A 22,095-nucleotide genomic window follows, 5' to 3' on the forward strand; every position below is an offset into this window, starting at 1 on the left:
CACCCTCTCACGGCCATTCCTCGATCCGCGGGTATATCGAATGCGGGGTACCTCGATGGCGAGGTATGGTCTCGACGTTCCCGGGAGCCCCCGGTGTTCCCCTTCCGGAAGAGGAGTCCGTGCGATGCGCCATGCCCCCGTCACCCCCGGCGGCGACCTGATCCGCTGGGTCGAACTGCCCGGCGCCGAGCCGGCCCGGCTCTACCTGCACGGTCTGGGCGCCACATCGCCCGTCTACTTCGCCGCGGCCGCCGCCCACCCGCTGCTGGCCGGGCGCCGCTCGCTGCTGATGGACCTGCTCGGCTTCGGCATCAGCGACCGCCCGACGGACTTCGGGTACACGCTGGAGGAGCACGCCGACGCGGTCGCGGCGGCGGTGCGGGCGGCCGGGCCGAGTCGGGTCGAGGTGGTCGGCCACAGCATGGGCGGCGCCGTCGCGATCGTCCTCGCGCACCGGCACCCCGGTCTGGTCTCGCGGCTCGTCCTGGTGGACGCCAACCTGGACCCGATCGCGCCCGACCGGCAGCGGCTCGGCAGCAGCGGCATCGCGGGCTACACCGAGGAGGAGTTCCTGGCCGGCGGCCGGGCCGAGGTCGCCGAGCGGGTCGGCCGGTTCTGGTGGTCCACGATGCGGCTGGCCGGCCCGGAAGCGCTCTACCGCAGCGCCTGCTACGTCGCCCGCGCGACGGTCCCGACCATGCGCGAGCTGCTGCTCGGCCTCGACCTCCCGCGCACCTTCCTCCACCCGGCGGCGGACGGCGAGCCGGCGGGTGCGGACGGGCTCCGCGCGGCGGGCGTACGGGTGGTCGCCGTCCCGGACTGCGGGCACAACATCATGCTCGACAACCCGGACGGCTTCGCCGCCGCCGCGGCGGAGGGGCTCGGGGCCTGACCCTGGTCGGCCGGGGGCGATGGACGCCGCCCCGGCCGCCCCGTGCCGACCACGCCGCCTCGGCCGGGCCGTTCTAGGCTGACCGGACCGTCCCGTGAGACCGCCCGAGAGGAGACCGTCCGATGACCGTCGAGGTCCCGCCCGCCCTGGCCGCGTCCCTGACGGAGTTCCTCGGTGCGACGGGCCGCGCCTGGGCGCTCCGACTGCCCGCCCTGGCCCGCGAGTTGCTCGACCGGTGGGAGTTGCGCCCGGACGGGCCGGCCTCGCACGGCGTCGTCGGTCTGGTGCTGCCCGTGCGGTGCGCCGACGGGACGCGTGCCGTGCTCAAGCTCCAGCCCGTGGACGAGGAGACGGCCGGCGAACCGCTCGCCCTCCGGGCCTGGGGCGGGCGCGGCGCCGTGCGACTGCTGGACCACGAACCCGACTCGGGCTCCATGCTGTTGGAGCGCCTGGACCCGACGCGCTCGCTCCTCGCGCTGCCCGACGATCTCGCGGCCGTGCGCGTGATCGCCGATCTGCTCAGCGAATTGACGAAACGTCAAGCTCCCCCGGAACTTAGGACGTTGACCGACCTGGCGGCTCGGTTGTCGGACCGTGCCGCGGCGGCCGTCGCCGCCCTCGACCATCCGGAGGAGCGCCGCCTGCTCGCCGACTGCGTGGCCGCCCTCCGCGAGGTGCGCGCCGAACCCGGCGACCGGCTGCTCCACTGGGACCTCCATTACGGCAACGTCCTCGCCCCGCTCCCGGGCAGCGGCCGCGCCCCCTGGCTGGCCATCGACCCCAAGCCGCTCGCCGGGCACCCCGGCTTCGAGCTGCTTCCGGCGCTGCGCAACCGCTGGGACGACGCGGTGGCCACCGGAGACCTCGCAGGGGCGCTGCGGCGGCGCTTCGACCTCCTGACGGAGGCGCTGGAGCTGGACCGCGAGGTCGCGGCGGCCTGGACGCTCGCCCGGGTGCTGCAGAACGCGGCCTGGGCGGCCGAGGAGGGTGAGACCGCGCTGGATCCGGCCCAACGGGCCATCGCCGAGGTGCTGTTGGGACGCTGAGCCGCACCGGACCGCACCGAGGCGTGCCGTCGACGCGCCCGCGGCGGCACGAACCGCACCGAGGAGCGCCGTCGACGCGCCCGCGGCGGCACGAACCGCACCGAGGAGCGCCGTCAGCGCTCCCGCAACGGCACGAACCGCACCGAGGAGCGCCGTCAGCGCTCCCGCAACGGCACGAACCGCACCGGCGTCCCCGGCCGGGCCTGCGCGGCGGCCGCGAGGTCGGCGGCCGGGACGACACCGATCACCGGATAGCCCCCGGTGGTCGGGTGATCGGCCAGGAAGACCACCGGCTGCCCGTCCGGCGGGATCTGCACCGCGCCCGACACCATGCCCTCGCTGGGCAGTTCACCGTCCCGGGCCCGGGCGACCGCCGGGCCCTCGGTGCGCAGCCCGACCCGGTTGCTCGTCGAGGAGACCCGGTACCCGTCGCGGCCCAGCCGGGCCACCGCCTCCGCCGTGAACCAGTCCGCGCGCGGCCCGAGCCGCAGCCGCAGCACCAGTTCGGCCGGGGGAGCGGGCAGCGGCACCAGTTCGGCCCGGGCCCGGTACGGTGGCGCGGCGCCGACCGGCAACCGGTCCGCGGCGGCCAGCGGGGCAGGCCCGAGGCCGGAGAGCAGGTCCGCCGAGCGGCTGCCGAGCACCGGGGGAACGGCGATCCCGCCGGCCACCGCCAGGTAGCCGCGCACCCCGTCCGTCGCCGGTCCCACCTCGACCACGGCGCCGTCCGGCACCACGACCGGCGCGCCCCACGCCGCCGGTCGCCCGTCCACCCGGACGGGCGCGGGTGCGCCGGTGACCGCGACGACCACCGTCCCGACGGCCCGCAGTGCGACCCCGCCGAGGGTGGTCTCCAGCCCGGCGGCCCCGGGCTCGTTGCCGACCAGCCGGTTCGCCGCCCGCAGGGCCGGCTCGTCCAGCGCTCCGGCCCTGGGCACGCCGAGGTGGGCGACCCCGCGCCGCCCGAGGTCCTGAACCGTGGTCAGCGGTCCGGGCCGCACCACCACGAGTTCGCTCATCGCCGTCTCCTCCCGTCGGCCGCCGGAGCTCCGAACGGCCCTTCGCCCATCCTCCCGGCCGTCGGTCCGATGCGGTGCCGCGTCAGCGGGCCGAGCCGGCGCCGCCCGCCCGGCCCGCTCATCGGCCCGGCCCGCTCACCCGCGCTGCGCCGTGAAGCGGACCCGGACGCCCGGCGCCAGCAGGGCCGGAGGGTCCCGGTCGGTGTCCCAGAGCGGGAGCGCGGTGCGGCCGACGAGCTGCCAGCCGCCGGGGGAGGGGTGCGGGTAGACCCCGGTGTACGGGCCGGCCAGGGCGACCGAGCCGGTCGGCACGGAGCTGCGCGGAGTGGCCCGGCGCGGGACCTCGTACCGGCCGGGCAGCCCGGTGAGGTAGCCGAAGCCGGGGGCGAAGCCGCAGAAGGCGACCACGTACTCGGGCTCGGTGTGGATCCGGACGGCCGCCTCCTCGGAGACCCCCCACAGTGCGGCGACCTCGGCCAGGTCGGCGCCGTCGTACACGGTCGGGACCTCCAGCGCCGGCCCGCGCTCCGCCCCGGCCGCCGCGGCCGCCGTCGGACGGGAGGTGCGCAACAGCCGTGCCACGGCGTCGACGTCCGCGACGCCGTCCAGCAGTACCGTGCGGGCGGCCGGCACCAGCTCCTCGACCGCGCCGAGCGCGCCCGCCTCCCGCTGCTCGCGCAGCCATCCGTACAGCGACGTGACCTCGGCCGTGCCGGGCAGCTCGATCAGCAGTGCCCGCTCGCCGACCCGCCGTACCGGCCCGAGCGGCTGCCCCGATCCACCCGGCCGCGCAGCGTCAGGCCGTGGTTCGGCGCTGCTGCCGCCGCTGTCGCTGTCGCCGCTGTCGCCGGGGCCGGCGTCGCCGTCGGCGCTGTCGGCCGTCACGTGAACGCCTCCACCCGGACCCCGGCCGAGGCCAGGGCGCCGCGCACCCGCCAGGCGAGCTGGGCGGCGCCGGGGGTGTCGCCGTGGACGCAGAGCGACCGGGCCTCGACCGTGATCCGGTCGCCGCCGACGGCCTCCACCGCGCCGTCCCGGGCGATGTCGACCGCGCGGGTGATCACCGACTCGGGGTCGTGCACCACCGCGCCGGGTTCGCGGCGCGGGACGAGGGTGCCGGTGCGGGTGTACGCCCGGTCGGCGAAGGCCTCGGCGACCACGGGCAGTCCGACGCCCTCGGCGACCTGGAGCAGCCGGGAGCCGGGCAGTCCGAGGACGGGCAGCGGACCGTCGCAGACCGCGCCGGCCCGCAGCACGCCGGCCACCACGGCCTCGGCCTGGTCCGAGTCGGCGACCACCCGGTTGTAGAGGGCGCCGTGCGGCTTGACGTAGGAGACCTTCGAGCCGGCGGCGCGGGCGAAGACCTGGAGGGCACCGATCTGGTACGCGATCTCGTCGGCGAGTTCCTCCGGGGGGACGTCCATCGCGCGGCGGCCGAAGCCGGCGAGGTCGCGGTAGGAGACCTGGGCGCCGATCCGGACGCCGCGCTCGGCGGCCAGTGCGCAGACCCGGCGCATCGTCGAGGGGTCTCCGGCGTGGAAGCCGCAGGCGACGTTGGCGCTGGTCACCACCGACAGCAGGGCCTCGTCGTCGGTCAGCGTCCAGCGTCCGAACCCCTCGCCGAGGTCCGCATTGAGATCGATCACCGCATCGGCCACGCCCGTCCGCCTCCCAGCAGCTGTTGAGCCAGATGGTAGGGCCTGCGGGTGAAGGCCGTTGTCCGTGACCCGGGCCCCACCGGGCCCTCGGCGTGCGACCGGGCCCGCACGCCCCGGGGCGGCGCCACACGGGGCCTGCGGGCCGGGTCGGCTCAGCGCGCGGGCGCCGGTTCCGCGAAGGAACGTTCCAGCGGACGCAGGGCGCGCAGCACGAGCAGCAGCGGGATGACGCCGAAGACTCCGAACGACATGTCGATGAATCTCCACACCAGCGGGATGCCCCGCAGCGGCCCGCAGATCAGGGCCAGTGGGATGACGGCTCCGCAGGCCAGTGCGGCCCAGCGGATCACCCAGATGTTGCGGACCGGGTCCTTCAGCGGCCCCCAGAAGGCGGCGCCGATCACCAGGTGGGCGAAGGCCAGCCAGTCGGTGCCGTAGGCCAGGAAGGGGTAGCGCTCGTCGGTCTCGACGATGCCCGTGTGGACCCGCACGAACCAGGCCGTCGCGGCGGGGAAGTGCTCGGCCAGCGGGGCGGCCGGGCCGGTCACGAAGTCGACCAGCAGGCGGGTCTCGGTCTCCAGCGGGAAGGCGGTCAGACCGCTGAGCACCAGGCAGACCAGGAAGAACCACAGCCAACGCCGGACCTTGCGAAGGACGACCGCGGGGTCGTCGTCCGTCTCGTACACCTCTGCACCTCCGAACTGCAGGCGGAGCCTTGTCCCGTCTGCGCGGAACCGACTCTAGACCCTTCTTTTGAACATGTTCAACTCCCCCTCTCGCGGCCCTCCGGCTGCCCTTGGCGGACTCCGGTCGGGCCCTGGGAACCCCTCGGCGCCCCCCGGGAGGCCCGCGAAGTGTCCGGAAACGCGAAGGTGCCCGGGTGCCGAGGCACCCGGGCACCGACGGTGGCCGCTACGCCGTGTAGGTGTACGTCACCGGCGTGCTGGTCCCGCCCGCCGTGGTGACCGTGACGTTCGCCGCCCCCGGCAGGGAGCCCGCCGGAGCGGTGGCGGTGCAGAAGGACGGGCCGCAGGACACGTGCGTGGCCGGCACCCCGCCGAACGCGACCGTCCCGTACGTCAGGTTGCTGCCGATCACGTTCACCCGGGTGCCGCCGGCGACCGGGCCGGTGGCCGGGCTCAGGCTGGTGACCGCCGGCGCGGGCGGCGCCGGGGGAGCGGCCCCGGTGTAGTCGAAGCCGGCCGGCGCGGCGGCGGTGCCGCCGGGCGTCACCACGCTGACGGGAGCGCTGCCCGAGCCGCCCGGCGTGGTCACCGTGCAGGCGGTGTCGGTGCAGGTGCCGGGCGCGGGGACGCCGCCGACCAGCACCATGCCGTGGGCGAGGTTGCTGCCGCTGACGGTCACCGCGGTGCCGCCGGTGCCCGGGCCGGTGGTGGTGTCGAGGCCGGTGACGGCCGGGGCGGCCTGGACGGTCGCCGGCAGGTAGCCGCCGGTGCCGAGGTCGTAGCGGGAGACGTGGCCGGTCGGGTCGGTGTCGTTCGGGTTGGCGGCCGTCACCGTGATCACGCCGGTGATCGGGACGCCGGGTGTGGTGCTCAGGTTGAGCTTCATGAACTCGCTCTTGCCGACCACCCGGGTGCCGGTGAGGACGGCCTCCAGGTGACGGTGGTCGGGCGAGAGGGTCGTGGTGAAGGTGTAGTCGTACGGCGTGGAGTAGAACATCGCGCCGTCGGTGGTGACGCCGGGCGGCAGGTCGACGGTGAAGTGCGTCGGGCCGGTGAGGTCGGCGGTGCCGGCGGACACCCAGCTCGCCGACATGTTGCCGGTCTTGAAGAAGCCGCCAGGGTAGTTCCCGCTCTGCGACACGGTCACGTGCTGCGCGGAGGTCGAAGCCGCGGCGGTCGGCGTCTTGGTGACCGGCGTCTTGGTGGTCGGTGCCTTGGCTGCCGGCGCGGCCGCGGCGGCGCCGGCGGTGAGGACGGCACCGGTGGTGAGCGTGGTCACGGACAGCGCGACGGCGAGGCCGGCTTTGGCCAGTCGGGTGATCATAGGTCGATCATCACCGAACCATTGCGCGGCCCCCACGGGTTTCTCGAATGTCGGTTCGAGAATGGCGGAATACCGTCGAAACCTCGTTCTGAAAACGATCCCCGGACCGCCGCCCACCTGCCGCTACGTCCGGCCGCAAGGTCCGTTTCGGTCGATGTCGGTGCGAACCTCTAACCTTGTCCTCCGTGACCGCCATCGCAGACCCGTCCACCGAGCCCGGCATCCGTCCGTCCGCCGGCCCGGCCGTTGCGCGCCCCGCGCCCGGCCCCGCCGCCGACGAAGGACTGGCCCGCCGGCTCAAGGCGCTGGCCTGCACCGCCCCGCTGCACGACCTGGACAACCGCAAGGTCAACCTGGCCGGCGAGTACGGCGGCTACGCGATGGCCGAGGTCGGCCTCGCCGCGATCGACCTGGTCACCCTGAACATGGACTTCGACACCGGGGCCGACCGCGACACCGTCCTCGCCCGCCTGCTGCCGAGGGTCGCCGCCCAGGCCGCCGGCCGTCCCGCCGCCGAGCACGAGCGGGTCGCCCGCTGGGTGCTGGAGTCGCTGATCAACGTCGGCAGCGTCGACCGCGGCTTCCGCGCCGTCTACGGCACCTTCGGCGCGGACGGCGCGTACGTGCGCCGCGACTACGACTTCAAGCTGATCGAAGAGGTCCCCGGCCCCGACGGCGGCGTCTACCTGCGCACCACCGACGAGGCGGTCAACGTCCTGGTCGGCGCGCTCGACACCGACGTCACCTCGGCCCAGATCGCCGCCGAGGTCAAGCTGGAGGTGCTGATCCGCCGCGGCCGCCTGGCCGACGCCCAGCTCGCCGCCGAGCAGGCCCGCTACCGCACCGTCCAGTACGCCGAGACGCTGCGCCGCGCCCTCGACGCGACCCGCCGCAACGTCCGGGCCGTCGACTGGATGCGCGCCGTCCCGGACCTCATCGAGGAGGCGCTGGACCACATCGCCGACCGCTACCGGCACGAGAACGCGATTCTCACCAACATTCGCAAGGCCCGCGACGAGGCCGAGGACCCGGAGCACAAGCGCCGTGCCGCCGAGCTGGTCGACATCGTCAAGGACTGCATCCGCCGCCACACCCAGCTGCAGACCCGCCTGCTCGAAGCCGGCCCGCTGTTCCGCGCCGAGCAGGACCGCCAGGCCTTCGCCACCCCCGGCGCCCGCAGCGGCATCGACCTGTACGGGCAGCTGCTCGCCCCGGTGCTGCGGCTGCCGGTGGAGCAGGCCGTCCGCCCGACCGGCGCCTTCTTCGCCCGCGGCGTCGGTCTGCGCACCCCGGTCTCGGTCCGGGTCGCCGACCTGGTCGACCTCCTGCTCACCCCGCCGGTCGAGCGCGAGCACCTCGGTGCCGAGCTGCCCGACCCGGACCTCGTCGCCACCCCGGACGACAGCCGGTTCTCCGAGGCCCAGCTGGAGGCCGCGCTGGTCCTGCTCGACCTGCCCGCGGACGCCCCCCGCCGGCTCTCCGGCCTGCTCGCCGACGCCCGCAAGCAGGACCCGGACCTGCCGTACCTGGTCGCGCTGCTCGCCGTGCACGCCGCCAGCCCGCCGGTCGGCACCGCCTACCGCCAGGGCGAGGAGCGGCTGCTCTTCGCGGTGGACGACGGAACCCCGCTGCGCGACCCGGAGTTCGGCGGCGCCGACCTGATCGTCGGCAGCGCCCTGCTCGACGCGGCCGGCATGGCCGCCGACCGCAAGGACGCCGGCTGACCGGCCGGGACGCACCGCCGGAACGGCCCGCCGTGACGCACCGCCCGAACCCCCGAACGTGACGCACCACCCGAACACCCGCAGCGACACCCCGAACACCTGCAGCGACAGCCCCGAGGAGCACCGCCCGTGACGACCCACCACGACACGTCCTGGGCGACCGAGACCGAACCGGCCGCCCCCGCGCCGATCACCCCGGCCGACGTCGCCGACGCCGCCCGGCTGGTCTCCTTCGGCCTCCAGGCCAAGCTGCTGCCCGCCCGGGACGTCGAGTACGCCGAACTCGTGCGTCGCCACCGCGAGGACCCGCCGTTCGCCCGGCTCGCCGACGCCATCGCCACCGGCATGGGCCTGGTCGTCCTGGAGGTCTCGCCGCGCGCCGGCATGGCCGTGGCCGCCGCCGAGGACTCGCTGTTCGCCGTCCGGATGGGCGACTACTCGCGCCGCGCCGCCTCCGAGTCCACCGACCGCTTCCTGCACGGCCTGGCCCACCTGGCCGTCGCCGCGATGGCCTTCCCCCGCCCCGAGGACCTCGCCGACGACGCCTACCTCGGCCGGATCACCGTCAACGGCGTCGACTCCTTCGTCCGCCAGGCCTGCCGCCGCCTGGAGGAGCAGGCCGACGTCGAGGGCGCCAACACCGACCCGCAGTCCGACGCCCCCGGCCTGGAGGCCGCCTGGCGGGTCTGGGCCCGGCGCACCGCCACCGGCGCCACCAAGGACGCCCGCCGGCTCTCCGGCTCCACCATCGGCATCGTCGCCAAGGCCGTGATGTTCCTGGTCGACTCCGGCTTCCTGCAGAAGGTCTCCGACGACTCCGGCGGCACCTACCGCACCACCGCCCGCTACCAGCTCCAGGTCCGCGACCTGGCCGGCAGCGCGGCCATGGCCGAACTGCTCGACCTGGGTGTCGTCCCGGTCTCCGACGGCACCGCCACCCTGCTGCCGCCGGACACCTCCGACGAGCTGGTCGCCGACGCAGGCCTGCCGTTCCACTCGCTCTGACAACCCCATAGACGCACCCCACAGACGCACGGAGAACCGCCGCACATGTACGAGCTCAACCGGGTCCGCCTCTACTCGATCGGACCGGCCGGCGCCCGCTACGCCGACACGGTGCTCGACCTGCGCGGCGTCGGCGAGCCCGTCGCCGACCCGGCCCCGCAGCAGATCGGCCTGTTCGGCGAGGACATCGACGGCCCGGTCCGCCGCCCCGCCCCCGCCGGCGTGCTCTTCCTGGAGAACGGCGGCGGCAAGTCCGTCCTGCTCAAGCTGATCTTCTCGGTCATGCTCCCCGGCCACCGCAACACCCTCGGCGGCGCCAGCTCCGGCGTGCTGCGCAAGTTCCTGCTCGCCGACGACTGCGGCCACGTCGCCCTGGAGTGGCAGCACACCGTCACCGGCGAACTGATCGTGGTCGGCAAGGTCAGCGAGTGGCGCGGCCGCCAGGTCTCCTCCGACCCGCGCAAGTTCGCCGAGACCTGGTACTCCTTCCGCCCCGGCCCCGGCCTCACCCTCGACTCCCTGCCGGTCGCCGAGCGGGTCAGCCTGGCCGGCGACCAGAAGGCCCGCGGCCGCCGCCGCACCATGAAGGGCTTCCGCGACGCCCTCACCGAGGCCGGCAAGGCCCACCCGCACCTCGACCTGGTCTTCGAGGACGGCCACGACCGCTGGACCGAGCACCTCGGCGAACTCGGCCTCGACCCCGAACTCTTCCGCTACCAGCGCGAGATGAACGCCGACGAGGGCGAAGCCGCCGGCCTCTTCGCGGTCAAGCACGACAGCGACTTCACCGACCTCCTGCTGCGCGCCGTCACCGACACCCGGGACACCGACGGCCTCGCCGACCTCGTCCACGGCTTCGCCGCCAAGCTCGGCCGCCGCGCCGAACTCACCGCCGAACGCGACTTCACCGCCGGCTCGCTCGACCTGCTGGAGCGCATCGCCGAGGCCACCACCGCCCGCGAGACCGTCCGCGAGGCCCACCGCACCGCCGAGCGCCGCACCCGCCGCCTCGCCCACGCGCTCGCCTCCCGGGCCGGCGCCGAACGCGACCGCGCCCAGGACCTCGCCATCGAGGTCGCCGCCGCCGCGAGCGCCGTCACCGCCGCCGAGTCCGACCGCACCCGGCACACCCTCATCACCGAGGAACTCACCTACCGGCACGCCACCCTCAGCCTCGCCGCGGCCACCGCCGAAGCCGCCGCGCTGCGCCGCGAGCTGATCGACGCCCGCACCCTGCACGCCGCCTGGCAGGCCGCCGAAGCGGTGCTGCGCCAGCGCGCCGCCGCCGACCGGGTCACCCGGGTCGCCGCCGCCATCCGCGAGGCCGAGCTGGACGCCGCACCGGCGCTCGCCGCCCGCGCCCGCGCCGCGACCGCCCTCGCCCGCGCCCTGGAGGCCGCCGCCGCGGCCGCCGAGTCCCGCGCCGACACCGAGGAGCAGCGCGCGGGCGAACTCCAGGAGGACGGCGCCAAGGCGCAGTCCGGCGCCACCGAGGCCGCCACCGCCGCCCAGAAGGCCCGCAGCGAGGCCGAGCACCTGCGCCAGCGCCTCGCCGAGGTCGAGCAGGAGACCGAAGCCGCCGTCACGGCCGGCTTCATCGACGCCGACGGCGACGTGGACCCGGCCCGCGCCGCGCTGCACGCCGCCGACGTCGAGAAGGCCGCCACCGCCGCGCTCGCCCAGGCCCGTACGGCCGCCGAGGCCTGCGCCGCCCGGCTGCGCGAGGCCGCCGCCGCCACCTCGCGCGCCGAACTCGCCGCCGAGCGCGCGGGCGACGCCCGCAAGGCCGCCGCCCGGGCCCTGGCCGGCGAGCAGCGCACCGCCGCCCTGCTCGCCACCGAGCAGCGCCTCGCCGACCTGCTCTCCCTCACGCCCTACCAGGAGGACGCCGAGGAGGACGCCGGCTTCCTCACCCCCGCGCTCCTCGACCGCAACGCCGAGTACCTGCGCGAACTCCTCGACGAGGCCATCGCCACCGCCGAGCGCACCCTGTTCGACCTGCGGACGGCCGCCGCCGACGACTCCCGCATCCTCGCCGCCCTCGGCGACGGCGGCCTGCTGCCGCCCGGCCCGGACGTCCTCGCCACCGTCGAGTACCTCGCCGAGCACGGCATCCCGGCCCTGCCCGGCTGGCGCTACCTCGCCCAGTCCGTCGACCCGGCCGACCACGACGCGATCCTCGCCGCCCGGCCCGAACTCGTCGACGGCGTCGTGGTCACCGACCCGTCCTCGCTGGAGCGCGCCCGCGAGGCCCTGCAGTCCGCCGCCCTGCTGCCGCGCTCCACCGTGGCCGTCGGCGCCGCCGCCTCCCTGATCGCGCCCATCACCGACGAGCCCGCGTTCTTCCTCGTGCCGCCGAACCCGGCCATGCACGACGAGTCCGCCGCCGACGGCGAGCGCCGTGAGCTGCGCGCCCGGGCGAGCGCCCGCGAGGAGCACATCCGCGAACTCGCCGGCCGCCTCGGCGCCGACCGCGCCCTCGCCGCCCGCCTCGCCTCGTGGCACGCCAGCTGCCCGCCCGGCACCCTCGCCGAACTCGCCGCCGCCGCCGAGGCCGCCCGCGAGCACGCCGAGCAGTCCGCCGCCGCCCTGGCCACCCTGCGCGCCGACCACGACGAGGCCGAGACCGACCACGCCGCCGCGGCCTCCGCCCACGAGGAGCACCGCGAGGCCGCCCAGCGCGCCCGCCGCCGCGCCGACGCGCTCTCCGGCCTCGCCTTCCGCCTGCGCGAGCGCTCCAACTGGGCCCGCCGCCAGCGCGAACTCGCCGAGGACGCCGCCGAGTGCGACCGCCGCCAGGCCCTGTGCGCCGACCGCGCCCGCACCTGCGACGAGGACCGCCGCGCCGCCCAGCGCGCCGCCGACGACGCCCGCCGCACGACCCGCGCGCTGCGCGCCGAACGCGCCGAGATCCCCGCCGCCGAGCAGACCGACGACCCGGCCGACACCGCCCCCGCCGCGCTGCCCGCCCTGCGCGAGGCCTACCGCGCCGCCTCCCAGCTGTACGAGAAGGTCGGCGTCGGTGCCGACCTGCGCGCCGAACAGGCCCGCGCCGAGGGCGACGAGGCCGCCGCCGCGGCCGAACTCGACCGCCTCACCAACAAGGTGCGCACCCGCGCCGAGGAGCTCCTCGGCAGCCCCGACGGCGCCGACGGCCCGGCCCGCCAGGCCGCCGCCGCCCGCGCCGAGGAACTGGTCGCCACCATCGAGGCCCGCTCCGCCGCCGCCAGCGAGCAGCTCGGCCGCCTGCGCGGCGACGCCGAGCGTTCCGCGCCCGGCGACGGCGAGGCGCACACCGAGCTGCCCGAGGACCTCGTCCCCGCCGACCCGGAGCACGCCCAGGCCCTGCTGCGCACCGCCACCAGCCGCCTCGCCGAACGCCGGGAGGCCCTGGACGCCGCCCGCACCGCGCACGCCGACCTGCAGCGCACCTTCGACACCGCCGAGTCCGCCGCCGCCGACTTCGACGAGCTGGCCGGCCAGCTGCGCGACGGCCTGCGCGACCACCAGGAGGACCCGGACGACCCGGTCGAGCCGTACCTCGGCTCCCTCGCCGAGGCGCGCAACGGCGCCGCCGACGCCCGCCGCGGCCTGCGCACCGCCTCCGGCGAGCTGTCCAGCGCCGAACTCGCCGTACGCGACGCCGCCGACGCCCTCGTCCGGCACGCCAACGCCGCCCGCTACGAGGCCGTCCGCACCCCCGCCCGCCAGCAGATCCGCGAACTGCCCGCCTCGGCGCTGCCGGAGCACGCCGCCGCCTGGGCCGCCGCCTTCGCGCCCCGACTGCGCGTGCTCACCGACGAACTCGCCCAGCTGGAGAAGAACCGCGGCTCGATCGTGGACCGCCTGCGCGGCCTGGTCGAGTCCTCGCTCACCACCCTGCGCGCCGCCCAGCGGCTGTCCCGGCTGCCCGAGGGCCTGGGGGAGTGGTCCGGCCAGGAGTTCCTCCGGATCCGCTTCGAGGACCCGGACCACGCCACCCTGGTCGAGCGCCTCGGCGAGGTGATCGACGAGGCGACCCGCGCCGCCGTCAGGAAGAACAGCGACCTGCGCCGCGACGGCATGTCCCTGCTGCTGCGCGGGGTCGCCGCCGCGATCGGCCCCAAGGGCGTCAGCGTCGAGATCCTCAAGCCGGACGCGGTGCTGCGCGCCGAGCGGGTCGGCGTCGGCCAGATGTCCGACGTGTTCTCCGGTGGGCAGCTGCTCACCGCCGCCATCGCGCTGTACTGCACGATGGCCGCGCTGCGCGCCAACGACCGCGGCCAGTCCCAGCTGCGGCACGCCGGCACGCTGTTCCTGGACAACCCGATCGGCCGTGCCAACGCCACCTACCTGCTGGAGCTCCAGCGCGCCGTCGCCGACGCGCTCGGCGTCCAGCTCATCTACACCACCGGCCTGTTCGATACCACCGCGCTCGCCGAGTTCCCCCTGGTGATCCGCCTGCGCAACGACGCCGACCTGCGGGCCGGCCTCAAGTACATCTCGGTCGAGGAGCACCTGCGCCCCGGCCTGCCCGCCGCCCAGGACCCGGACGGCCCGACCATCCACGGCGAGATCACCGCCACCCGGATGTTCAAGCGCCCTGCGGAGGTTCCCGCCCAGCCGTGAACTGGCTAGCGTGATCGGCATGCTGACGATCGCGCACCTCAGTGACATCCACCTCGGACAGGACCACCGCCGGGACCGCGGCAAGCGGGCCCGGCGGCGGGCCGAGCAGGTGATGGCGTACCTCGACGCCCTGCCCGGCCCGCTGGACGCGGTGCTGGCCACCGGGGACCTAGCCGACCACGGCCTGCCCGCCGAGTACGAGCAGGTGGCCGAGGTGCTGAGCTCCCGGCACCCGGTGCTCACCTGCCCGGGCAACCACGACTCACGGGCGCCGTACCGGGAGGTGCTGCTCGGCGAGGCGCCGGGGGAGGGGCGCGGGGCGGGCCCGGTCAACCGGCTGCACGAACTCCCCGGCGCCGACGTGCTGATGCTCGACTCGTCGATACCCGGGCAGCACGACGGCCTGCTGGACGACGAGACGCTGGACTGGCTGGACACCCGACTCGCGGAGGGGCGCACCGGGTTGCCCGCCCTGGTGGCCTTCCACCACCCGCCGGTCGAACTGCACATGCCGATGGTCGACGGGATCCGGCAGTTCGGCGAGGTGCGCCTGGCACGGGTGCTGCGCCGGCACCCCCGGGTGGCCGCCCTGCTCTGCGGTCACTCCCACACCCCCGCTGCGACCACTTTCGCCGGGCTGCCGCTGCTGGTCGCGCCCGGCGTGGTCTCCACCATCACCCTGCCCTGCGAGGGCGGGCGCGGCATCTCCTTCGACCACCCGCCGATGCTCGCCTTCCACGTCCTGGACGGGGACGCCAGGATCACCACCCACTACCGGGTCGTCCCGGTCGACTGAGTCACGGCCGCGGTGCCGACACCCGTGGCTGGTGCGGCGGTTGTTGCGGCCGCTGCTGGTGGGGCTGCTGGTACACCGACTGGTGGGGCTGCTGGTAAGGCTGCTGGTAGACCGACTGGCTCGGCTGCGGCGGGGCCGACGAGCCGGGCCGGGGGAAGGGCCGGGCGGCCAAGGGCTCGGGCGGCACCCTGGTGCCCGCCATCGGGTGCGCGGATCCGGGCGTCCGCATCCGCTGCGAGGCGACCTGACGGGAGATCAGGATCTCCAGCAGGCACCACATGGTGGCGAACACCCCGAGCCCCATGGCCATCAGCGCGGGTGTCAGCATCCAACTGCCCGCGTACGAGGCCAACGTCGCGACGACCACGCCCACCAGGGTGAAGGCGAGGGACAGCACCGCCCGGACTGCGGCGGCGCGCACCTCGTCGGGCAGGCGGCGACGGCGGCGTGGCACGGACATCGGGCGACCCCCAGGCGCGGACATCGATGACGGGTACGGACCGGGCGCACACGAAATGCGCCCCCGAGGCTCACTCTGCCCCGCCGAACCGGGACTATGCGTCCGAAACCACCGAACTGGCCTCAAAACATGCCATCCGGGAAACGGCCGCGAGGGGGCCCGGCCCACCCGCGCGCTCAGCCCAGCTGCTGGTTGAGCTCCTCCAGCGCGCCCGTGACGATCGTCCGCATCGCCTGCTCGGCCTCCTCGGCGTGGCCCGAACAGATCGCGTCGGCGACCTCGCGGTGCAGCCGGATCGCGTACGGCTCCGGCTGATGGGGCATCAGATGGTACTCGGTCCGCCCGGTGAGCACCGCCCCCACGGTGTCCCCGAGGTGGGCGAACATCTCGTTGCCGGAGGCGCGCAGCACCAGGGCGTGGAAGGCGATGTCGTGCCGGAGGAAGGTGGTCAGGTCGGCGTCGCGCGCGGCGACCGTCAACTCCACGGCCAGCGAGCTGAGTTCACGCCGGTCGTCATCGGTGGCGTGGGTCGCGGCGAGTGCCGCCGCAGCGGGTTCGACGGCCATCCGCAGCGAACCGAGCGAGCGCAGCTGGGCGGGTCGGTCGGCCCCGGCCAGGCGCCAGCGGATCACCATCGGATCGAAGACGTCCCAGAGCGACTTCGGCAGCACGGTGATCCCGACCCGTCGCCGGGACGCCACCATGCGCATTCCCTCCAGGACCCGCACCGCCTCCCGGACGACCGTGCGGGACACCCCGAACCGCTGCTCCAGTTCCTCGCCGCGCAGCACCGAACCCTCGGGAAGCTCCCCGGACGCGATCGCCGGCCCGAGCTCGTCAAGCAGCCGCCCGGGCAGCCCCTGGATCTCCATCCGCCCAGCCTAGACGTTCGACCCGAGGGCGGCCGCGCCGCCCTGCGACCCAGCCCACACCGTAAAAGTATGACGATTTGGTTTCCGACACTTGAATACGTCATATCTTTGAGGCGATAGTGGCGGCCAGGAAACGAAGGAGCACCACCATGGCTCTCAGCGTCGAGAACCACGACCGCCCCACGGCTCCCCTCACCGTCGTGGTGATGGGTGTCTCGGGCGTCGGCAAGACCACCCTGGCCCGCATGCTGGCGGACCGCCTCGGCCTCCCCTTCGCCGAGGCGGACGACTTCCATCCGGCGGCCAACATCGCCAAGATGTCGGCCGGCATCCCGCTGGACGACGAGGACCGCGCCCCCTGGCTGCGCGCCATCGGCGCCTGGCTCAAGGAGCGGACCGAGGACGGCACCGGCGGCGTGGTCACCTGCTCGGCGCTGAAGCACCGCTATCGCGACACCCTGCGCGCGGCCTGCCCGGGCGCCTTCTTCCTGCACCTCAGCGGTGGCCACGGGCTGGTCGAGGGCCGGCTCAACCACCGCACCGGCCACTTCATGCCGTCGTCGCTGCTCGACTCGCAGTACGCCACCCTGGAGCCCCTGGGGGCGGACGAGCGCGGCGCGGTCCTGGACGTCGGCCCGTCCCCCGAAGAACTCGTCGAGATGGCTGCAGCGCTGCTGCGGCCCGTCAATGGAGACCTCGCGTGAGAACTGCCCCCACCCTGCTGGCGGCCGCCCCACCGGCCCTGGCGCACACCAGTAGCGACTCCCAGTTGCTGGTCGCGGTGCTGCTCAGCATCGGTGCGATCGTCGTACTGATCACCAAGCTGAAGCTGCACCCGTTCCTCGCCCTCACGCTCGGCTCCGGCCTGCTGGCCGCCGTCGCGGGCGCTCCGTTCGACAAGCTGCTCAACAGCTTCTCCACGGGCTTCGGCGCCACCGTGGCCGGCGTCGGCCTGCTGATCGGCCTCGGCGCGATGCTCGGCAAGCTGCTCGCCGACTCCGGCGGCGCGAACATCATCGCGGACACCGTGCTCTCCCGCACCGGCACCAAGGCGCTGCCCTGGGCGATGGCGCTGATCGCGGCCGTACTCGGCCTGCCGCTGTTCTTCGAGGTCGGCGTCGTCCTGCTGATCCCGATCGTGCTGCTGGTCGCCCGCCGCGGCAACGTGCCGCTGATGCGGGTCGGCATACCGGCCCTGGCCGGCCTCTCGGTGCTGCACGGCCTGGTGCCCCCGCACCCCGGTCCGCTGGTCGCCGTCGACGCCCTGAAGGCCGACCTCGGCATCACCCTGGCCCTCGGCCTGCTGATCGCCGTCCCGACGCTGGTCATCGCCGGCCCGCTGTTCGCGCGGGTCGCCGAGCGCTGGGTCGGCCCGCTGGAGATCCCGGCCGCCACCGCCCCCGAGGAGACGGCCGAGCACGACCGCACCCCGTCCTTCGGTGCGGTGCTGGCGACCATCCTGCTGCCGGTCGTCCTGATGCTCGGCAAGGCGCTGGCCGACGTGGTGATCGACGACCCGAAGGCCATGGCCCAGCGGGTGTTCGACTTCATCGGCTCCCCGCTGATCGCCCTGCTCGCCGCGACCCTGCTCGGCATGCTGACCCTCGGCCGGGCGGCCGGCTTCGACAAGGCCCGGATCTCCGAGACCGTCGGCAAGTCCCTCGGCCCGATCGCGGGCATCGTGTTCATCGTCGGCGCGGGCGGCGGGTTCAAGCAGACCCTGATCGACGTGGGCGTCGGCAACGCGGTGAGCGAGTGGTCGAGCGAGTGGCACATCTCGGCACTGCTGCTGGGCTGGCTGATCGCCGTGCTGATCCGCCTGGCCACCGGCTCGGCGACGGTCGCCACGATCACCGCGGCGGGCATCGTCTCCCCGCTCGCGGCGAACCTGTCCTCGACCCACGCGGCCCTGCTGGTGCTCGCGATCGGGGCCGGCTCGCTGTTCTTCTCGCACGTCAACGACGCCGGCTTCTGGCTGGTGAAGGAGTACTTCGGGATGAGCGTCGGGCAGACGCTGAAGTCCTGGTCGGTCATGGAGACGGTGATCTCGGTCGTCGCCATCGCCCTGATCCTGCCGTTGAGCCTGGTCGTCTAGCGGCCCTCCGGTTCCACCACAGCCGCAGGCCAGAGGCCGCGCCCGCGCGCCGCGCCCGCGCGCCGCAGCCGCCGCAGCACCGCCGAGGGGCGGCACCCGTGACCGTACGGGTGCCGCCCCTCGGCGTTCCTCAGCCCAGCAGTCCCGACAGCACCGCCGCCGTCGCCTCCAGCAGGTCCTCCGCGACCACCCCGCCCGCCGCCGTACGGGCCAGCAGCCCCTCCCGGGCGGCCAGGATCACCAGCGCGGCCTGCCCGGCGCTCACGCCCGGGGGCACCAGCTCCGGCAGCGCCCGCTCCAGGACGTCGGCCAGCGCCCCGGCGACCGCCCGGTCGTGCGCGGCGACCTGCTCGGCCAGCGCCTCCGTCCGGGCCGCGACCAGGCGGAACTCCAGGAACAGCAGGATCCATCCGCTCTCCGCGGGCTCGACCCGCAGCAGCGCCCCGACCAGCCGCCGGGCCCGTTCCTGCGGAGCCAACTCCTCGCAGGCGGTGGCGAGTTGCTCCAGCTCGGCCATCCGCAGTGCCGCCTGGTCGTCGAAGAGCGCCAGCAGCAGGTCCTCCTTGCTGCCGAAGTTCGAGTAGAAGGCGCCGCGGGTGTAGCCGGCGGCGGCGCAGACGTCCTCGATGCTCGTCCGCGCGAAGCCGACGGTGAGGAACAGCTCGCTCGCCGCGGCCAGCAGCCGGGCCCGGGTGTGGACGCGGCGGCGGGGCGGTCGGGGAGCGGTGGTATCGGCGGGGGGTGGGTTCACAGGAGAACGATACATGGTGTATTCAGTACGAGTCGTATTCAATACGAGCCGTACTGAACCTGTCGCCGGACCCGAGGGGGACCACCGCCGTGAGCCGACTGCTGATCACCAACGCCCACCTGCTCCACCCCGAGGACGGAACGCGCACCGACCTCGGCTGGCTGGAGGCCGCCGACGGCCGGATCGCCGCCACCGGAACCGGCCACCCACCCGCCCCGAGCGAGGGCGTCCGGGTGGTCGACGCCGGCGGCGCCACCGTGCTGCCGGGCCTGATCGACGCCCACGTCCACCTGCTGGTCACCACGCTCGACCTGCACGACGTCGCCGACTGGACCCCGGGCTACGCGACCGTCCGCGCCCTCGCCGAGGCCGAGCGCATGCTGCGCCGCGGCTTCACCACCGTCCGCGACGTCGGCGGCGCCGACCACGGCATGGCCCGCGCCCTGGCCGAGGGCCTGGCGCTCGGCCCCCGGCTGCTGCACGGCGGCAAGGCGCTGTCCCAGACCGGCGGCCACGGGGACCTGCGCCCGCTCGGCGACGACGCCCTGCCCTGTTGCGAGTCCCGGCCGAACTTCGGCCGGATCGCCGACGGCGTGGACGCGGTCCGGGCCGCCGCCCGGGACGAGTTCCGCAAGGGCGCGCGCCACCTCAAGGTGCTGCTCTCCGGTGGCGTCGCCTCCCCGCACGACGAGATCGCCGCCGTCCAGTACAGCGAGGAGGAGATCCGCGCCGCCGTCGAGGAGGCGGAGAACCACAACCGCTACGTCACCGTGCACGCCTACCACCCGCGCGCGATCGACCGCGCCCTGCGGGCCGGGGTGCGCTGCGTCGAGCACGGCAACCTGCTGGACGACGCCACGATCGCCCTGCTGCTGGAGAAGGACGCCTTCCTCGTCCCGACCCTCGTCGCCTACGAGCAGACCGCCAAGCTGGGCGCGGCCTCCGGCCTGCCGCCCGCCTCCGTCGGCAAGCTCGCCGAGGTCCGCGACCGGGGCCTCGACGCCCTGGAGCGCGCCCACCGGGCGGGCGTCAACCTCGTCTACGGCAGTGACCTGCTCGGTCCGCTGCACCCCGCCCAGCTGGAGGAGTTCACCCTCCGCGCGCAGGTCCAGCCGGCCGCGGACGTGCTGCGCTCGGCGACCACCACGGCGGCCCGGCTGCTCGGCATGGCGGGGGAGATCGGCACCCTCGCGCCCGGCGCCCACGCCGACCTGCTCGTCGTCGACGGCGACCCGCTGGCCGACCTCTCCGTCCTCACCCGCCCGGAGCGGCACCTCAGGCACGTGGTGAAGGCCGGCGCGCCGATCTGACCCCACGCCCGCGCAATGTCCGGCAGGAACGACGAAGGGCGGGCGCCCGGGGAAACCCCGAACGCCCGCCCTTCGTACGACAGTCGTTACTTGCCGGCCCGCTTCGCGAGGAAGGCGTCGACCTCGTCCCGGATCTCCGGGGTGTCCAGACCGCGCACCGTCATCGTGGTGCGACGGCGCAGCACGTCGTCCGCCGTGTACGCCCACTCGTTGTCGGCCGCGTACGCGACCTGCGCCCAGACGTCCGGCCCGTCCTGGTGGATCGGCCGGCCGAGCTCCGGGTTCTCGTCGATCATGCGGGCGATGTCGAAGGACAGCGTGCCGTAGTGGCTGGCCAGGTGCTTGGCGACCAGCGGCTCCATCCGGGAGCCCGGCTCGCGGTCGATCAGCAGGCGGTGGGCCACCGCGTTCGGCGCGCCGACGCCCGGCAGCGGGACGGTCGGGGCGATCGGGGACATGTCCTCGGCGAGGCCGGTGCCGGGCACGTGGGCCAGCTTCTCCAGCACCGCGCGGCCGATGTGCCGGTAGGTGGTCCACTTGCCGCCGGAGACCGACAGCATGCCGCCGCGGCCCTCGGTGACGACCGTCTCGCGCTTGGCGGCGGCGGTGTCGCCCGGGCCGCCCGGCAGCACGCGCAGGCCGGCGAAGGAGTAGGTGACCAGGTCGCGGTCGAGGTGCTCGTCGCGGATCGCGTGCGCGGCCTCGCCCATGATCTGGTCGATGTCCGCGTCGGTGGCCCGGACGTCCTTCGGGTCGCCGGTGTACTCCTCGTCGGTGGTGCCGAGGAGGACGTGGTCCTCCCACGGGATGGCGAAGGAGACGCGGTACTTGTCGATCGGGATGGTCAGCGCGGCGCGCCACGGCGAGCGGCGCTTGACCACGACGTGGGCGCCCTTGGAGAGGCGGATCGACGGCGCGGCGCCGGCGTCCTCCATCTTGCGCAGGTGGTCGACCCACGGGCCGGTGGCGTTGAGCACCAGGCGGGCGTCGACGCCGAACTCGGTGCCGTCCAGGCGGTCGCGCAGCTCGGCGCCGGTGACCCGGCTGCCGGTGAAGCGCAGGCCGGTGACCTCGGCGTGGTTGAGCACCACGGCGCCGGCGTCGACGGCGGCGCGCACGGTCATCACCGCGACGCGCGAGTCGTTCATCTGGTGGTCGCCGTAGACGGCCACCGAGCGCAGGCCCTCGGTGCGCAGCGCGGGCACCTGCTGGGCGGCGTGCGCGGCGGTGGAGACCCGGCCCATGCCGTCGCGGAAGGCGGACAGCGCCGAGTACAGGAAGACGCCGGCGCCGAGCTTGGCGGCGCCGTGCGGGCCGCCCTTGTAGACCGGCACGAAGAAGGTCAGCGGGTTGACCAGGTGCGGGGCGACGTCGGTGGAGAGCGCGCGGCGCTCCTTGTGGTTCTCCGCGACGAGCTTGACCGCGCCGGTCTGCAGGTAGCGCAGACCGCCGTGGACGAGCTTGGAGGAGGCGCTGGAGGTGGCGCCGGCGAAGTCGCCGGCGTCGACCATGGCGACCTTCAGGCCGGCCTGGGACGCGGTCCAGGCGACGGCCGTGCCGAGGATGCCGCCCCCGATCACCAGCAGGTCGTAGGTGGCCTTGCCGAGCAGTTCGCGGGTCTCGGCGCGGGAGGCGGTGCGGCCGGCGGTGCGCTCGGCGCCCAGGGTCGGGATGGTTGCCATGGTGATTGTGTACGGCGCGCGGGTCGGGCGCGCCGTTACTCCTCTCGTGTGCGGTGCGGCCCCTGCGGGAGGGACCGGTCGGCCCGGTGCGGCGGGCCGGTGAAACGCGGTGACACCCGCTGCCGGAACAGCGGGCGGCCGGCCGGGGCCAGCGGCCCCGACCGGCT

The 22,095-nt window shown here is 75.0% G+C and carries 18 protein-coding genes; 9 read left to right on the forward strand and 9 right to left on the reverse strand.

The genetic code is table 11. The features are described 5' to 3' along the window. Positions 1-124: 124 nt before the first annotated feature. Positions 125-892 carry an alpha/beta fold hydrolase gene (locus tag ABT048_RS38450; RefSeq protein WP_350526286.1) on the forward strand — a complete coding sequence of 256 codons (768 nt, stop codon included), beginning with the start codon at positions 125-127 and terminating at the stop codon, positions 890-892. Between the two features lie 122 nt (positions 893-1,014). Further along, positions 1,015-1,938 carry an aminoglycoside phosphotransferase family protein gene (locus tag ABT048_RS38455; protein WP_350526287.1) on the forward strand — a complete coding sequence of 308 codons (924 nt, stop codon included), beginning with the start codon at positions 1,015-1,017 and terminating at the stop codon, positions 1,936-1,938. Positions 1,939-2,093: 155 nt separating this feature from the next. Here the strand turns inward: ABT048_RS38455 and ABT048_RS38460 are convergent, their stop codons facing one another. The 5 genes from ABT048_RS38460 to ABT048_RS38480 all read right to left on the reverse strand — a co-directional run bounded on the left by ABT048_RS38460 (position 2,094) and on the right by ABT048_RS38480 (position 6,625). After that, complete coding sequence (locus ABT048_RS38460) at positions 2,094-2,957, reverse strand: 5-oxoprolinase subunit C family protein (protein ID WP_350526288.1); 864 nt, start codon at positions 2,955-2,957, stop codon at positions 2,094-2,096. A 135-nt stretch (positions 2,958-3,092) separates the two neighbouring features. Beyond that, positions 3,093-3,689, reverse strand: coding sequence for a 5-oxoprolinase subunit PxpB (gene pxpB, locus ABT048_RS38465; protein ID WP_502894126.1), 597 nt, complete (start codon positions 3,687-3,689; stop codon positions 3,093-3,095). Between the two features lie 149 nt (positions 3,690-3,838). Beyond that, positions 3,839-4,615 carry a LamB/YcsF family protein gene (locus ABT048_RS38470; protein WP_350526290.1) on the reverse strand — a complete coding sequence of 259 codons (777 nt, stop codon included), beginning with the start codon at positions 4,613-4,615 and terminating at the stop codon, positions 3,839-3,841. Between the two features lie 152 nt (positions 4,616-4,767). Then, on the reverse strand, positions 4,768-5,301 hold the full coding sequence (locus ABT048_RS38475; protein WP_350526291.1) for a hypothetical protein: 534 nt from the start codon (positions 5,299-5,301) through the stop codon (positions 4,768-4,770). A gap of 226 nt (positions 5,302-5,527) precedes the next feature. Then, a complete protein-coding gene (locus ABT048_RS38480) occupies positions 5,528-6,625 on the reverse strand; it encodes an IPT/TIG domain-containing protein (RefSeq protein ID WP_350526292.1) in 1,098 nt (365 codons plus the stop codon). A gap of 185 nt (positions 6,626-6,810) precedes the next feature. Here ABT048_RS38480 and ABT048_RS38485 point away from each other — a divergent pair, with 185 nt between their 5' ends. From ABT048_RS38485 to ABT048_RS38500, 4 genes are all read left to right on the forward strand, one after another. Then, positions 6,811-8,349, forward strand: coding sequence for a hypothetical protein (locus tag ABT048_RS38485; RefSeq protein ID WP_502894123.1), 1,539 nt, complete (start codon positions 6,811-6,813; stop codon positions 8,347-8,349). A gap of 129 nt (positions 8,350-8,478) precedes the next feature. After that, the gene (locus ABT048_RS38490) at positions 8,479-9,354 is read left to right on the forward strand and encodes a hypothetical protein (protein WP_350526293.1); all 876 of its coding nucleotides are present in this window, start codon (positions 8,479-8,481) and stop codon (positions 9,352-9,354) included. A 45-nt stretch (positions 9,355-9,399) separates the two neighbouring features. Beyond that, positions 9,400-13,962: a hypothetical protein gene (locus tag ABT048_RS38495; RefSeq protein WP_350526294.1), complete on the forward strand. Its 4,563-nt coding sequence runs from the start codon at positions 9,400-9,402 to the stop codon at positions 13,960-13,962. Between the two features lie 19 nt (positions 13,963-13,981). After that, complete coding sequence (locus ABT048_RS38500; RefSeq protein WP_350526295.1) at positions 13,982-14,758, forward strand: metallophosphoesterase; 777 nt, start codon at positions 13,982-13,984, stop codon at positions 14,756-14,758. A 1-nt stretch (position 14,759) separates the two neighbouring features. Here the strand turns inward: ABT048_RS38500 and ABT048_RS38505 are convergent, their stop codons facing one another. After that, positions 14,760-15,218, reverse strand: a complete 459-nt coding sequence (locus ABT048_RS38505; protein WP_350526296.1) for a hypothetical protein — start codon at positions 15,216-15,218, stop codon at positions 14,760-14,762. Between the two features lie 176 nt (positions 15,219-15,394). Beyond that, positions 15,395-16,090, reverse strand: a complete 696-nt coding sequence (locus tag ABT048_RS38510) for a FadR/GntR family transcriptional regulator (protein ID WP_350526297.1) — start codon at positions 16,088-16,090, stop codon at positions 15,395-15,397. A 149-nt stretch (positions 16,091-16,239) separates the two neighbouring features. On the opposite strand from ABT048_RS38510, the gene ABT048_RS38515 reads away from it, so the two are divergent. Continuing rightward, positions 16,240-16,794 carry a gluconokinase gene (locus tag ABT048_RS38515; protein WP_350526298.1) on the forward strand — a complete coding sequence of 185 codons (555 nt, stop codon included), beginning with the start codon at positions 16,240-16,242 and terminating at the stop codon, positions 16,792-16,794. Further along, on the forward strand, positions 16,791-18,185 hold the full coding sequence (locus ABT048_RS38520) for a GntT/GntP/DsdX family permease (protein ID WP_350526299.1): 1,395 nt from the start codon (positions 16,791-16,793) through the stop codon (positions 18,183-18,185). The genes ABT048_RS38515 and ABT048_RS38520 overlap by 4 nt, the downstream gene beginning before the upstream one ends. 130 nt (positions 18,186-18,315) lie before the next feature. Here ABT048_RS38520 and ABT048_RS38525 read toward each other — a convergent pair whose 3' ends face one another. Next, positions 18,316-18,936 carry a TetR/AcrR family transcriptional regulator gene (locus tag ABT048_RS38525; protein ID WP_350526300.1) on the reverse strand — a complete coding sequence of 207 codons (621 nt, stop codon included), beginning with the start codon at positions 18,934-18,936 and terminating at the stop codon, positions 18,316-18,318. A gap of 89 nt (positions 18,937-19,025) precedes the next feature. On the opposite strand from ABT048_RS38525, the gene ABT048_RS38530 reads away from it, so the two are divergent. After that, positions 19,026-20,246: a metal-dependent hydrolase family protein gene (locus ABT048_RS38530; RefSeq protein WP_350526301.1), complete on the forward strand. Its 1,221-nt coding sequence runs from the start codon at positions 19,026-19,028 to the stop codon at positions 20,244-20,246. A gap of 86 nt (positions 20,247-20,332) precedes the next feature. Here ABT048_RS38530 and ABT048_RS38535 read toward each other — a convergent pair whose 3' ends face one another. Beyond that, positions 20,333-21,928, reverse strand: a complete 1,596-nt coding sequence (locus ABT048_RS38535) for a glycerol-3-phosphate dehydrogenase/oxidase (protein WP_350526302.1) — start codon at positions 21,926-21,928, stop codon at positions 20,333-20,335. Positions 21,929-22,095 lie beyond the last annotated feature (167 nt).

This window comes from Kitasatospora sp. NPDC096140, from assembly GCF_040303045.1.
Classification (GTDB): Bacteria; Actinomycetota; Actinomycetes; order Streptomycetales; family Streptomycetaceae; genus Kitasatospora.

Coding starts and splice junctions, on each gene's coding strand:
- ABT048_RS38450 (WP_350526286.1), top strand. CDS start 125: ATGCGCCATGCCCCCGTCACCCCCGGCGGCGACCTGATCCGCTGGGTC.
- ABT048_RS38455 (WP_350526287.1), top strand. CDS start 1,015: ATGACCGTCGAGGTCCCGCCCGCCCTGGCCGCGTCCCTGACGGAGTTC.
- ABT048_RS38460 (WP_350526288.1), bottom strand. CDS start 2,957: ATGAGCGAACTCGTGGTGGTGCGGCCCGGACCGCTGACCACGGTTCAG.
- ABT048_RS38480 (WP_350526292.1), bottom strand. CDS start 6,625: ATGATCACCCGACTGGCCAAAGCCGGCCTCGCCGTCGCGCTGTCCGTG.
- ABT048_RS38495 (WP_350526294.1), top strand. CDS start 9,400: ATGTACGAGCTCAACCGGGTCCGCCTCTACTCGATCGGACCGGCCGGC.
- ABT048_RS38500 (WP_350526295.1), top strand. CDS start 13,982: ATGCTGACGATCGCGCACCTCAGTGACATCCACCTCGGACAGGACCAC.
- ABT048_RS38505 (WP_350526296.1), bottom strand. CDS start 15,218: ATGTCCGTGCCACGCCGCCGTCGCCGCCTGCCCGACGAGGTGCGCGCC.
- ABT048_RS38510 (WP_350526297.1), bottom strand. CDS start 16,090: ATGGAGATCCAGGGGCTGCCCGGGCGGCTGCTTGACGAGCTCGGGCCG.
- ABT048_RS38515 (WP_350526298.1), top strand. CDS start 16,240: ATGGCTCTCAGCGTCGAGAACCACGACCGCCCCACGGCTCCCCTCACC.
- ABT048_RS38535 (WP_350526302.1), bottom strand. CDS start 21,928: ATGGCAACCATCCCGACCCTGGGCGCCGAGCGCACCGCCGGCCGCACC.